At 69.1% G+C, this 11,936-nt stretch carries 12 protein-coding genes and 1 pseudogene; 4 read left to right on the top strand and 9 right to left on the bottom strand.

The window, feature by feature from the left end; translation table 11 throughout:
• The 3 genes from AOK01_RS35480 to AOK01_RS35490 form a co-directional block, all read right to left on the bottom strand.
• The coding region (locus AOK01_RS35480) for a DUF6113 family protein (RefSeq protein WP_055518994.1) at nucleotides 1-389 on the bottom strand (389 nt) is incomplete at its 3' end.
• Nucleotides 386-1,378, bottom strand: coding sequence for an N-acetyl-1-D-myo-inositol-2-amino-2-deoxy-alpha-D-glucopyranoside deacetylase (gene mshB / locus AOK01_RS35485; RefSeq protein WP_055518995.1), 993 nt, complete (start codon nucleotides 1,376-1,378; stop codon nucleotides 386-388). The genes mshB and AOK01_RS35480, both read right to left, overlap by 4 nt.
• A 77-nt stretch (nucleotides 1,379-1,455) precedes the next feature.
• On the bottom strand, nucleotides 1,456-1,710 hold the full coding sequence (locus AOK01_RS35490; RefSeq protein ID WP_245702554.1) for a hypothetical protein: 255 nt from the start codon (nucleotides 1,708-1,710) through the stop codon (nucleotides 1,456-1,458).
• Between the two features lie 86 nt (nucleotides 1,711-1,796).
• Here AOK01_RS35490 and AOK01_RS35495 point away from each other — a divergent pair.
• From AOK01_RS35495 to AOK01_RS35500, 3 genes and pseudogenes are all read left to right on the top strand, one after another.
• Nucleotides 1,797-2,217: pseudogene (locus AOK01_RS35495) on the top strand (helix-turn-helix domain-containing protein); the annotation flags it as partial.
• A 2-nt stretch (nucleotides 2,218-2,219) separates the two neighbouring features.
• Complete coding sequence (locus AOK01_RS45760) at nucleotides 2,220-2,393, top strand: DUF397 domain-containing protein (RefSeq protein ID WP_245702555.1); 174 nt, start codon at nucleotides 2,220-2,222, stop codon at nucleotides 2,391-2,393.
• A gap of 176 nt (nucleotides 2,394-2,569) precedes the next feature.
• A complete protein-coding gene (locus tag AOK01_RS35500; protein ID WP_157871627.1) occupies nucleotides 2,570-3,184 on the top strand; it encodes a hypothetical protein in 615 nt (204 codons plus the stop codon).
• Nucleotides 3,185-3,318: 134 nt separating this feature from the next.
• Here the strand turns inward: AOK01_RS35500 and AOK01_RS35505 are convergent, their stop codons facing one another.
• Nucleotides 3,319-3,513, bottom strand: coding sequence for a hypothetical protein (locus tag AOK01_RS35505; RefSeq protein WP_055519004.1), 195 nt, complete (start codon nucleotides 3,511-3,513; stop codon nucleotides 3,319-3,321).
• Nucleotides 3,514-3,703: 190 nt separating this feature from the next.
• Between AOK01_RS35505 and AOK01_RS35510 the strand changes: the two genes are divergently transcribed.
• Nucleotides 3,704-5,869, top strand: a complete 2,166-nt coding sequence (locus tag AOK01_RS35510) for a S9 family peptidase (RefSeq protein ID WP_055519006.1) — start codon at nucleotides 3,704-3,706, stop codon at nucleotides 5,867-5,869.
• A gap of 172 nt (nucleotides 5,870-6,041) precedes the next feature.
• Here the strand turns inward: AOK01_RS35510 and AOK01_RS35515 are convergent, their stop codons facing one another.
• From AOK01_RS35515 to AOK01_RS35535, 5 genes are all read right to left on the bottom strand, one after another.
• Nucleotides 6,042-7,136 carry an ABC transporter ATP-binding protein gene (locus tag AOK01_RS35515; RefSeq protein ID WP_055519007.1) on the bottom strand — a complete coding sequence of 365 codons (1,095 nt, stop codon included), beginning with the start codon at nucleotides 7,134-7,136 and terminating at the stop codon, nucleotides 6,042-6,044.
• The gene (locus AOK01_RS35520; RefSeq protein ID WP_055519014.1) at nucleotides 7,129-8,112 is read right to left on the bottom strand and encodes an ABC transporter ATP-binding protein; all 984 of its coding nucleotides are present in this window, start codon (nucleotides 8,110-8,112) and stop codon (nucleotides 7,129-7,131) included. Before AOK01_RS35520 ends, AOK01_RS35515 begins: the two co-directional genes overlap by 8 nt.
• 5 nt (nucleotides 8,113-8,117) lie before the next feature.
• The gene (locus tag AOK01_RS35525) at nucleotides 8,118-9,116 is read right to left on the bottom strand and encodes an ABC transporter permease (protein WP_055519009.1); all 999 of its coding nucleotides are present in this window, start codon (nucleotides 9,114-9,116) and stop codon (nucleotides 8,118-8,120) included.
• A gap of 52 nt (nucleotides 9,117-9,168) precedes the next feature.
• Complete coding sequence (locus tag AOK01_RS35530) at nucleotides 9,169-10,092, bottom strand: ABC transporter permease (RefSeq protein WP_055519012.1); 924 nt, start codon at nucleotides 10,090-10,092, stop codon at nucleotides 9,169-9,171.
• Between the two features lie 76 nt (nucleotides 10,093-10,168).
• Nucleotides 10,169-11,809, bottom strand: coding sequence for a peptide ABC transporter substrate-binding protein (locus AOK01_RS35535; protein ID WP_055519013.1), 1,641 nt, complete (start codon nucleotides 11,807-11,809; stop codon nucleotides 10,169-10,171).
• Nucleotides 11,810-11,936: the final 127 nt, after the last annotated feature.

Below are 11,936 nucleotides of genomic sequence, written 5' to 3' on the forward strand. Positions count from 1 at the left end.
CACCCTTGGCCAAGGGTGGCACACATCACAGCGACAGCCATCCCGCCGAGCAGGAAGAGGTACGAGCCGGCTCCCGCGGCGAAGAGGAAGTCGCCTTCCGGGCGGCTGGCGGTGAGCAGGATGACGGCGAGCATCCAGCCGGCCGCGGGTGTGACCGCCCCGGCCCGGTTTCCGGTCGCCCGCGATCCCCCCAGGAACAGCCCGCCCGCGCCGGCCAGCGCGAGCAGCAGCCCGCCCGGGAACCAGCCCGGCTGGATCAGCGCGCCGGCCACCGCGACGACGGCGCCGAGCACGAAGAGTCCCACGTGGGCGACGATCCGGACGGCCGAGGGCGGTCTCAGGGGCTGGGCGAGCATGCTGCCGGCGTTCGACTTGTCCGCCACGTTCATCGGTTACCGCCCTCGGTAATGCCTGCAATTCCTGCAACTCCTGCAACTCCTGCGAACAGGTCGGTCTCACGTGCCGTGCCGCTCTCTCGTACGGCTCCGGTGTGCTCGCCGCTCACCAACTCGTAGTACTCCATGAGGAAGAGGGGCTGTGCGAGCCGGTTGGAGAGGGCGAACCACGGTTCGGCGACCTCGATCTGGGTGGCGTGGGCCCGCATCGCGGCGGCCTTGGCGGCGGCCTGGGCGGTGCCGTCGATCTCCGTGGTGATCACGGAGTCGTCCACCACGCCCGGCACGTCGTCGACCTCGGCGGAGGCGGGAAACGGCAGTTCTTCGAGTACGCCCTTCAGCCGGGCGAAGCCTTCTTCGGCGACGGAACGCGGTACGCGGTTCCAGTAGATCTTTGCGATCGCCCACGGTTCGCCGAGGCTGAGGTCATGGTCGAGATCCGTCCGGAATTCCGGCTCGGCCGCCAGGTCGGCGGCCCGCATGGCGACGCGGTGGGCCTGGATGTGGTCCGGGTGGCCGTAGCCGCCGTTCGGGTCGTAGGTGACGAGCACCTGGGGGCGCACCTCGCGGATCACGCGGACCAGGTCCGCGGCGGCCTCGTCGACGTCCGCCCGCCAGAAGCAGCGCGGGTTGTCGTTCTCCGGGAGGCCCATCATCCCGGAGTCCTGGTACCGGCCGACGCCACCGAGGGAACGCGCGTCCCGCACGCCCAGCACGCGCATGGCCTCGGCCAGCTCCGCCAGGCGGTGCTCACCGAGTTCCTCGCCCGACAGATGGGCGAGCTCGGGCGGGATGACCTCGCCCTGTTCGCCCAGTGTGCAGGTCACGAGCGTGACCTCGACGCCCATGGCCGCGTACCGGGCCATGGTCGCGCCGTTGTTGATCACCTCGTCGTCCGGATGCGCGTGCACGAGGAGCAGCCGCCCGGCCGAGCGCGAGGGTGGTCCCTCCGGCTGGACACCGAAGGAAGGTGGTTCGGTCATGACCCCACCCTACGAGGCACCCGTACACCCCCGATCAGACGCCCGCCCATCCGGGCCGGGCGTCTGCTTCGGGTCGGTCAGGCGTCTGCTTCCGAGAAGATCTCGTCAGCGGAGGAGACGGTGGCGGCGCGGGCGAGCCAGTGACGCATGAGCTCGGGGTCGTCGCAGGCTGTGACGCGTTCGCGAATTTCGCCGGGTCCAACGAAGCCGCGCGCGTCGAGAACGATCAGGATGTTCTCAGCGGCGGCCTGGATGCGAGCTTCCGCGCGTTCCTGGTCACGCCCGTCGCGGATTTCTTCCGACAGCGATGACTTGTAGAAGGGAAGGTCCACGTCCACCAGGCTCCTCCAGAGCGCCAGGGCTCGGCGGTTGGCGCTCAGGCCTTGTGCGGTGAATTGGATGAGCGGAGAGGTGAGCTATGTACGCGGACAGTGGCGAGGGACGGCTCAAGACCGGGGCGGACGAGCCGGGTTGGGAGGTCGACCCGGACGACGACTGGGGCGTGGCGGTGGTCGCCACCGTGGGTCGGCAACTGAAGCTGCGGCGCGAGGCGGTGGGGATGCGGGCCGCCGACTTCGGGGTGGCCGTCGGGTACGGCGAGGACATGGTCTACAAGATCGAGGGCGGGAAGCGCATCCCCCAGCCCGAGTACCTGGACAAGGCGGACGAGGTGTTGGGGGCGGGTGGGTTGCTCTCAGCGATGAAGGAGGACGTGAAGAAGGTCCGGTACCCGAAGAAGGTACGGGACTTGGCGCTGATGGAGGCGAAGGCGGTCGAGATCGGGGTGTACGAGTGCAGCAACATCAGCGGCCTGCTGCAAACACCCGAGCACGCATCCAACCTGACGTGGTTCAAGAGCAGCTACAGCAGCGACCCCGATGGTGACTCCTGCGTCGAACTCGCCACCACCCCCGGCACCATCCACGTCCGCGACTCCAAGGACACGGCCGGTCCCCACCTGGCCTTCTCGCTTACCACTTGGGCCGCCTTCATGCCACACGCGTCGAAGGGCTGAGAGATAACCCTGACGTGTGAATCACCGTTGTCCCCGCCTGCGTCCTCGCGCGTGGGAGGCAAGCTGACCGGGTGCCTGCCCCACCGCGTCGACACCGTCCAGTACGCGTCCATCCGCCACGCCCGCGGCCGTTGTTGTTCTGGACCATCGGTGTAACGACAGCTGTTCTCACCGGATTGGCGACGACTCTCCTTACCGGAGCGGCCGACGGCGTCATCCGCATGGTCACGGCAGACGGAAAGCCTCCCCCCGTCACCCGCACCGACGTACGAGTGATGCATCTCCGGCACCCCGACGGCACACTCGCCGCCGAGTACCGGATCGCGGGACGCTCACCTGGTGAATGCAACGTGGGGAGCCTGAGTTCTGACCCCGAGACGCTGACCTGCTTTGCAGAGGGCAGCGTGATCTACAAGTCCTGCTGGCCCGACCCCCGGCACGGCAGCGCCGACTGCCTGACGTCGCCATGGGATCAAGAGATCCGGATCGTCCGCGACCCCGATCCTGACCTCAGCGGCGCCGAATACATCCACGTCCGTACTCCCTGGGCCCTGGAACTGCGCGACCCGCGTCGCCCGGACGCCATGCTCCGGTGCATGTCGCTCGGAGGCGCCACCTTTGTCATTGACGGTCAGCGCGCCAACTGGGCCTGTCGTTCCGGGGAAGTCGAGCCGGTGGGCTATGCCCTGGGAGAACCAGCGCGGCATGCCGGCAGGCCATGGACCGTCTCCTTCTGGCCGTCGGACGATGACGAGGTACGGCAGGCAACCATCGCCACGGTCTGGAAGTAGATCGCTGATGATGTCGCCCGACGGGCCGCCAGAGTCCGTTGCGCCCACCGCGAAGGAGCCGGAGTACCGGCCGCGGGACGCCGGACGGCGGGCCCCGGCCTCCCGCGGCGCGGAGCCCGCCGTCCGGCGGGGAGTCAGAACTTGATGTCCCCGATCATGCCTGCGATGTTCGTGGTCAGGTCGCTGATGGTCGGCGCCATCGTCGAGCTGGCCAGGTAGAAGCCGAACAGGACACAGACGATGGCGTGCGGCCCCTTCAATCCTGACTTCCTGATCAGGATGAAGACGATGACTGCCAGTAGCACCACCGCCGAAATCGAAAGTGCCACGGCGGCTCACCTCCAAGGTTCCCAGGGACACGGGGGCGGGGTCGAACAAAAGTCGAACAACGGGGTAGCGAATCCGTACAGCAACCAGCAGGTTGATACCCACACAGCGCTAGTGATCATAACTATTCGTGCGCGCGCATTGATCGGCGCACGGCCGCACAAGGGGGCGCATGGCCAATATGGTCGGGGCATGACGACCGAGCCTCTCTCCTTCCCACGCCGGCAGGCGCGCACGCTGCGCTTCACCCTCGGCGCGCCCCGTGCGTTCACCGTGGCGCCCGACGGTTCACGTGTCACGTTTCTGCGCTCTTCCTCCGGTACCGACCGGGCGAACCAGCTGTGGGTCCTCGACGTGGCGACCGGCAAGGAGCGGCAGGCCGCCGACCCGGGGGCGCTGCTCGGCGGGTCCTCGGAGCGGCTCCCGGCGGCGGAACGGGCCCGGCGCGAGCGCAGCCGCGAGGGGGGCGCGGGCATCGTCGGCTATGCCACGGACGCGGCCGTGGAGTTGGCGGCCTTCGCCCTGTCGGGGCGGCTCTTCACCGCCGAGCTGAGGGCCGGCACGGCACGTGAGCTGGGGGTTCGCGGTCCGGTCCTCGACCCCCGCCCGTCCCCCGACGGACGGCTCGTCGCGTACGTCGCCGGGGGCGCCCTGCGTGTCGTGGGCGCCGAGGGCGAGGACGACAGGGCCCTCGCGGAGCCCGAGCCGGACCGGTCGGACACGGTCACCTACGGGCTCGCCGAGTTCGTCGCGGCCGAGGAGATGGACCGTTCGCGCGGTTTCTGGTGGTCCCCGGAGTCCGACCGGCTGCTGGTCGCACGGGCCGACGACGCCCCCGTACGCCGTTGGTGGATCTCCGATCCCGCGCATCCCGAACGGGAGCCGCAGCAGGTCGCGTACCCGGCGGCGGGAACGGACAATGCGGACGTACGGCTCTTCGTGGTCGGCCTGGACGGGGGGCGCACGGAGGTCGTGTGGGACCGGGCGCGCTACCCCTATCTGGCGCGAGTGCACTGGTCGGCGGCCGGCGCCCCGCTCCTGCTCGTGCAGGCCCGGGACCAGGCGAGCCAGCTCTATCTGGCCGTCGACCCGGACACCGGGGCGACCCGGATGGTCCACGCGGACGAAGATCCACAATGGCTTGATCTTTTCCCTGGTGTGCCCAGCTGGAGCCCGAGCGGACAGCTCGTACGGATCGCCGACGAGGGCGGGGCGCGCGTGCTGGCGGTCGGCGAACGACCCTTGACCGGACCCCAGTTGCACGTACGCGCCGTACTGGACGTGTCGGACGACGACGTGCTGGTCTCCGCGTCGGCCGGCACCGCCGCTGCCGCCGTGGAAACCGGGGAAATCCACGTCTACCGGGTCAACGACCTGGGCGTGGAGCGGATTTCACAGGAGCCCGGCGTCCACTCGGCGGTACGCGCCGGCGGTGTGACCGTGCTCGTGTCGGCCGTGCCCGACCGACCGGGCGCCCAGGTCCAGGTGGTGCGCGACGGCGACCGGCGGGAGTCAGGGAGCGGCCGGGCCGGGGGCGGAACGGCGGCGGTGACCGTGGCCTCGTACGCCGAGCACCCCCGAATGAGCCCGCGCGTGCACCTCACGGAAGCGGGTGAGCGCCGGGTGCCGTGCGCCGTTGTGCTTCCCACCGATTACACCGACGGTCCTCTGCCGGTATTGATGGACCCGTACGGCGGGCCGCATGGGCAGCGTGTGCTGGCCGCGCACAACGCGTATCTCACGCCCCAGTGGTTCGCCGACCAGGGGTTCGCCGTCGTCGTGGCGGACGGGCGCGGGATGCCGGGCCGCTCGCCTGCCTGGGAGAAGGCGGTCAAGGACGATCTGGCGGCGGTCGTCCTCGACGACCAGGTCCACGCGCTCCAGGCACTCGCCGAGCGCTTCCCGCTGGACCTCACCCGGGTGGCGATCCGCGGCTGGTCCTTCGGCGGGTATCTCGCAGGGCTCGCCGTGCTGCGCCGCCCCGACGTCTTCCACGCGGGCGTGGTGGGCGCGCCCGTCACCGACCAGCGGCTCTACGACACCCACTACACGGAGCGGTACCTGGGTGATCCGAACCGGCAGCCCGAGGTGTACGCCGCGAACTCGCTCATCGACGACAACGGCCTCGTGGGAGCCGTCGAACCGGCCCGGCCGATGATGATCGTGCACGGTCTCGCCGACGACAACGTGGTGGTCGCGCACTCCCTGCGGCTGTCCTCCGCGCTGCTGGCCGCGGGCCGACCGCACGAGGTGCTGCCGCTGTCCGGGGTCACGCACATGACCCCGCAGGAGCAGGTCGCCGAGAACCTGCTGCTGCTCCAGGTGGACTTCCTCAAGCGGTCACTCGGACTGTCGTAGCACCGCGGGCGCGTGATCGACTGGAAATGGCGACCGGCCGGGAGACATGGCGCCCCCGGCCGGTCTACGGCACCCGCACGGCCGTACGCTGCACAGACTGACGCGTCCGTATATCGGAGCCGGGTCGGCCAAGTTGCCTGCGTGTTAACGAAGTTGGCACGCATTTGTCATCCTATTTCCGTTCCTCTGGCCGCTCCTCCGGCCGTTCCTCCGGTGGCTCCTCCGGAGGAACGACCTGCTTCTCCTCCGCGAAGTGGCAGGCCGAGTCGTGTGCGGCGGGTCCGGACTCGTAACGGAACTCCGCCGGTACCGCGAGCAGCGGGACCTCAAGGGCGCAGCGCTCCCGGGCCTTCCAGCAGCGGGTGCGGAAGCGGCAGCCCGAGGGGATGTGCGCCGGTGAGGGCACGTCGCCGTAGAGGATGATCCGCTCCCGGTGCTCACGGGCCTCCGGGTCGGGGACCGGCACGGCGGACAGCAGCGCCTGTGTGTAGGGGTGCGTCGGATGGTCGTAGATCTCGGCGTCCCTGCCTGTCTCGACGATCCGGCCGAGGTACATCACACCGACCCGGTCGGAGATGTGCCGCACGATGGACAGGTCGTGCGCGATGAAGACGTACGAGAGGTGGAACTCGCTCTGGAGTCTGTCCATCAGGTTGATCACCTGCGCCTGTACGGACACGTCGAGGGCCGACACCGGCTCGTCCGCGACGATGATCTCGGGGCGCAGGGCGAGTCCGCGCGCGATGCCGATGCGCTGGCGCTGGCCGCCGGAGAACTGGTGCGGATAGCGGTTGATGTACTCCGGGTTGAGTCCGACCACGTCCAGCAGGTCCTGGACCTGCCGACGCCGGTCGCCCTTCGGCGCGACCTCGGGATGGATCTCGTACGGCTCTCCGATGATGTCGCCGACGGTCATCCGGGGGTTGAGCGAGGTGTACGGGTCCTGGAAGACCATCTGGATGTTGCGGCGTACGGCCTTCAGGGCGCGGCCCGACAGCCTGGTGATGTCCTCGCCCTTGTACCGGATCTCGCCCGCGGTCGGCCGTTCCAGGTTGACCAGCATCCTGGCGACCGTCGACTTGCCGCAGCCGGACTCGCCGACGATGCCGAGGGTTTCCCCGGCGCCGAGGTCGAAGTCGACGCCGTCGACCGCCTTGACCGCGCCCACCTGTTTGCGGAACAGAATGCCCTGGGTGAGCGGGTAGTACTTGACGAGGCCGCGCACCCGCAGAATCGGCTCGCCGCCCGGGGCGTTCATCTCAGCCATCGAGGCACTCCCTCCAGAAGTGGCAGGCGCTCCTGCGGTCCGGGCCGGCGCCGGTCACCTCGTACAGCGGCGGTACGTCGGTGCGGCAGACGTCCTGGGCCATGGGGCAGCGGGGGTTGAAGGCGCAGCCCGGTGGGATGTGCAGCAGGTTCGGCGGCAGGCCCTTGATCGCGTAGAGCTCCTTGCCCTTCTGGTCGAGCCGGGGGATCGACTCCAGGAGGCCCTTCGTGTACGGGTGGGCCGGGGCCTTGTAGATGTCGTGGACCTGGGCGGACTCGACGATCCGGCCCGCGTACATCACGGCGATCCGGTCGGCGACGTCCGCGACCACGCCGAGGTCGTGGGTGATGAGGATGAGGCCCATGTCGAGCTCGCGCTGGAGCTCGGCGAGCAGGTCCATGACCTGGGCCTGGACGGTGACGTCGAGGGCGGTGGTGGGTTCGTCGGCGATGATCAGGGCCGGTTCGAGGGCCAGCGCCATCGCGATCATGATGCGCTGGCGCATACCGCCGGAGAACTGGTGGGGGTAGTCGCCGACGCGGGAGGCGGCGCCCGGGATGCGTACCCGGTCCATCAGTTCGACGGCCTTCGCCTTCGCGTCCTTCCTGGACATGCCGCGGTGGACCGTGAACATCTCGCCGAGCTGGGCGCCGACGCTGAGCACCGGGTTCAGGGACGACAGCGCGTCCTGGAAGATCATCGCCATCTGGGCGCCGCGGACCTTGCGCCGTTCCTCCTCCTTGAACTTCAGCAGGTCCTGGCCACGGAAGAGGATCTCGCCCGCGGTGATCTTCCCGGGCGGGGTGTCGAGGATGCCCATCACGGCCTGCGCGGTCACGGACTTGCCGGAGCCGGACTCGCCGAGCACGGCGAGGGTCTCGCCCTCGTCCACGCTGTAGGTGACGCCGTTGACGGCGTTGGCGACCCCGTCCCGGGTCCGGAACTCCACGTGCAGGTCGCGCACTTCGAGCAGCACGTCACTCACCTCAGCTTCGGGTCGAGGGCGTCGCGCACCGCGTCGCCGAGCATGATGAACGCGAGGACGGTGACGGCCAGCGCCCCGGCCGGCCACAGCAGGGCGTGCGGCGCCGTGCGGATGTACTGGGACGCCGAGGAGATGTCGATGCCCCAGCTCACCGTGGGCGGCTTCAGCCCGACACCGAGGAACGAGAGGGTCGCCTCCAGCGAGATGTACGTACCGAGCGCGATGGTCGCCACGACGATGACCGGGGCGATCGCGTTGGGCGTGATGTGCCGCAGCAGCATCCGGGAGTTGGAGGCGCCCAGCGCGCGGGCGGCCTGGACGTAGTCGTGCTGCCTGGTGGTGATGACGGAACCGCGGGCGATACGGGAGATCTGCGGCCAGCCGAGCAGCACCATGAAGCCGATCACCGGCCAGACCGTGGAGCTGGTGACGACGGACAGCAGCACCAGACCGCCGAGGACGACGGGGATCGCGAAGAAGACGTCGGTGATACGGGAGAGGATCGCGTCCCACACCCCGCCGAAGAACCCGGCGAGTCCGCCGAGCACCGAGCCGAGGATCGACACCCCGAGCGTGGCGCACACGCCGACGGTGACGGAGACCCGGGCCCCGTACACCGTACGGGTGTAGACGTCGCAGCCCTGGCCGTTGAAGCCGAAGGGGTGTCCCGGCTGGGAGCCCTCCTGGGACTTGGCGAGGTCGCACTTGAGGGGGTTGCCGGAGGCGATCGCCGAGGGCCACAGGGAGATGACGACCAGGAAGAGGATGACGAGCGCCGAGACGATGAAGACGGGGTTGCGGCGCAGGTCGCGCCAGGCGTCGGACCAGAGGGAGCGGGGTCTGTCCTGCGGGCCGCCCGCGTCGGGGCCCGGCGGCTTCCCCAGCGAGGCGCCCTCCTCCGTGGCGAGGTCCATCGCGCCTCCCATGCCCGTCGCGGCGATGGCGCCGTCCTCGGGGGCGCGGCCTCCGCCGGACAGGTGCGGCCCCGGCGGCATGGAGCGCAGGGGCCGCTGCGGCGGTGTGGGCTGCTCGGGTGGCACGGGCGGCTCAGGCATAGCGGATCCTCGGGTCGAGTACGGCGTACAGCAGGTCGACCAGCAGGTTGGCCACCAGGAAGACGAGGACGAGGACGGTCACGAAGCCGACGACGGTCTGGGTGTTCTGGCGCAGGATGCCCTGGTAGAGCTGGAAGCCGACGCCGTGGATGTTGAAGATCCGCTCGGTGACGATCGCGCCGCCCATCAGCGCGCCGATGTCGGTGCCGATGAAGGTGACGACCGGGATCAGCGAGTTGCGCAGCAGGTGCCGGGTGATGACGCGGCGCCGTGGCAGGCCCTTGGCGACGGCCGTACGGACGTAGTCGGCACGCCGGTTCTCGGCGATGGACGTCCGGGTCAGCCGGGTCACGTAGGCGAGGGAGACGGACGCGAGCACCAGGCCCGGCACGATCAGCTCGTCGAAGGGTGCCTCCGAGGAGACGGACGGGCTGATCCAGCCCCACTTGACGCCGAGCAGCAGCTGGAGCAGCAGACCGGTGACGAAGGTCGGCACCGAGATGACGACGAGGGTGACCAGCAGGACGCCGGTGTCGACGGGCCGGCCGCGGCGCAGTCCGGTGACGACGCCCAGCAGGATGCCGATGACGATCTCGAAGAGGATCGCGACGACGGTGAGCCGGATGGTGACCGGGAAGGCGGTCGACATCAGCTCGGTGACCTTCTGCCCGTTGAACGCGGTGCCGAAGTCGCCGGTGAAGACGTTGCCCATGTAGGTCGCGTACTGCTGCCACACGGGCTTGTCGAGGCCGAACTCCTTGCGCAGCTGGGCCGCTGTCGCGGGGTCGCACTGCCGGTCGCCGCACAGGCCCGCGACGGGGTCGCCCATCACGTTCACCATCAGGAAGATCAACAGGGTGGCGCCGATGAAGACCGGGATCATCTGCAGCAGACGCCGGATCACATACCGTCCCATGGGGGCTCCGGAGGTAGGCGGGGGCACTCACCGGGGGCACCCGCCCCCTGTCGGCGGGTGGGTGCCCCCGCGGGTGTCAGCTGACCTTGATCTCGTTGTAGACGGGCACGCTGAACGGGTTCAGCGCCACGTTCGAGATCCGGTCCGAGTAGCCGGCGCTGCCGTTCTGGTACCAGAGCGGGATGGCGCCCATGTCGTCCCGCAGGACCTCCTCGGCCTGCTGGAACAGGTCGACGGCCTTGGCCTGGTCGGTCTCCGCGTTGGCCTTGTCGACGAGGTCGTCGAACTTCTTACTGGTCCACTTGCCGTCGTTGGACGAGGCGTTGGTGTAGTACAGCGGCTGCAGGAAGTTCTGGATCAGCGGGTAGTCCATCTGCCAGCCGGCCCGGAAGGGGCCCGACATCTTGGACTGGGTGATCTGGCTGCGGAAGTCGGCGAAGGTGCCGACCGGGTTGCCGACGCAGGCCTTGTCGTTGTCCAGCGCGTTGTTGACGGAGTTGCAGAGGGCGTCCACCCACTCCTTGTGGGAGCCGGTGTCCGCGTTGTACGAGATCTTGACCTGGCCGCCGGGCAGCCCGCCGCCCTCCTTGATCAGCTTCTTGGCCCCTGCGGGGTCGTAGTCGCAGGCGTCACCGCACAGCCCCTCCTTGAAGCCGCCGGCCTCGCCGAGGACGGGCGAGGTCCAGTCGGTGGCGGGGGTCCGCGTCTTCTGGAAGATGGTCTCGGTGATCTGCTTGCGGTTGATGGCCTTGGACAGGCCGGTACGGACCTTCTCCATCCCCTTCTTGTTCCACTTCTTGTCGTAGAACGGGAAGGCGAGGGTCTGGATGATGCCGGCGGGCGTGTTGATGTACCGGTCGCCGAGGTCGCTCTTGGCGTTCTTGAGCTGGGAGGCGGGCACGTCGTCGACGAGGTCGAGGTTGCCGGCCATCAGGTCCGTGTAGGCGGTGTTGTTGTCGGTGTAGACCTTGAGGTCGACGCCGCCGTTCTCCGCCTTGTCCTCCCCCGGGTACTTGTCCCACTTGCGCATCTTCAGCGCCGACCCCTTGGCGTACGAGTCGACGGTGTACGGGCCGTTGCCGACCGGCTTCTTCAGCCAGCCCGCGTGGTCGTCGAAGAAGGCCTTGGGAAGCGGCGCGAAGGCGGCGTAGCCGAGGGTGTCGGGGAAGGTCGAGAACTTCTGGTTGAGCTTGATCGTGAAGGTGTGGTCGCCGGTGACCTTGAGACCGGAGAGGGTGTCGGCCGTCTGCTTGCCGCCGTCCTCCGGGTGGACCTTGTCGTAGCCGTCGATGTACCCGAAGAAGTACGCGTTCTTCTGGTTGTTCTTGAGGCTCGCGCCGTAGTTCCAGGCGTCCACGAACGACTTGGCGGTGACGACCTCGCCGTTGCTGAACGTCCAGTCCTTCTTGACGGTGACGGTGAAGTTCCGCGAGTCCGAAGTCTCGATCTTCTCGGCGAGCATGTCCTTGGCCTCGCCCGACTTGGGGTCGTAGCGCTTGAGACCGCGGAAGAGCATGTCGAGCACCTTGCCGCCCTGCACCTCGTTGGTGTTGGCCGGCTCCAGCGGGTTCTGCGGGTCGCCCCACGAGGAACTGAGAACCCCGGAGCCGTCGCCACCGCCGCCGCTGTCGCCGTCCCCGCCTCCCCCACAGGCCGTCGCGGCGAGGGCCCCCGCCGTCGCGCATACGACCCATCTGGCGTGCGTGGCTCCACGCATGGAGTGCCTCCTCATCGGTGCGCTGCGGCTCCGCCGGAGCCGGTACCTTTGCGCCCAATATCGGTGCAGAGCGCACATAGCGCATATTTGCCGGGCCACATGGGTGGGAGGGCCGTCCGGCGGGGGC

The sequence above is a fragment of the Streptomyces aurantiacus genome (assembly GCF_001418335.1).
In the GTDB taxonomy this organism is placed as follows: domain Bacteria; phylum Actinomycetota; class Actinomycetes; order Streptomycetales; family Streptomycetaceae; genus Streptomyces; species Streptomyces aurantiacus.

Coding starts and splice junctions, on each gene's coding strand:
- AOK01_RS35525 (WP_055519009.1), bottom strand. CDS start 9,116: ATGCCGCCGGGGCCGCACCTGTCCGGCGGAGGCCGCGCCCCCGAGGAC.
- AOK01_RS35530 (WP_055519012.1), bottom strand. CDS start 10,092: ATGGGACGGTATGTGATCCGGCGTCTGCTGCAGATGATCCCGGTCTTC.
- AOK01_RS35535 (WP_055519013.1), bottom strand. CDS start 11,809: ATGCGTGGAGCCACGCACGCCAGATGGGTCGTATGCGCGACGGCGGGG.
- mshB (WP_055518995.1), bottom strand. CDS start 1,378: ATGACCGAACCACCTTCCTTCGGTGTCCAGCCGGAGGGACCACCCTCG.
- AOK01_RS35510 (WP_055519006.1), top strand. CDS start 3,704: ATGACGACCGAGCCTCTCTCCTTCCCACGCCGGCAGGCGCGCACGCTG.
- AOK01_RS35515 (WP_055519007.1), bottom strand. CDS start 7,136: ATGGCTGAGATGAACGCCCCGGGCGGCGAGCCGATTCTGCGGGTGCGC.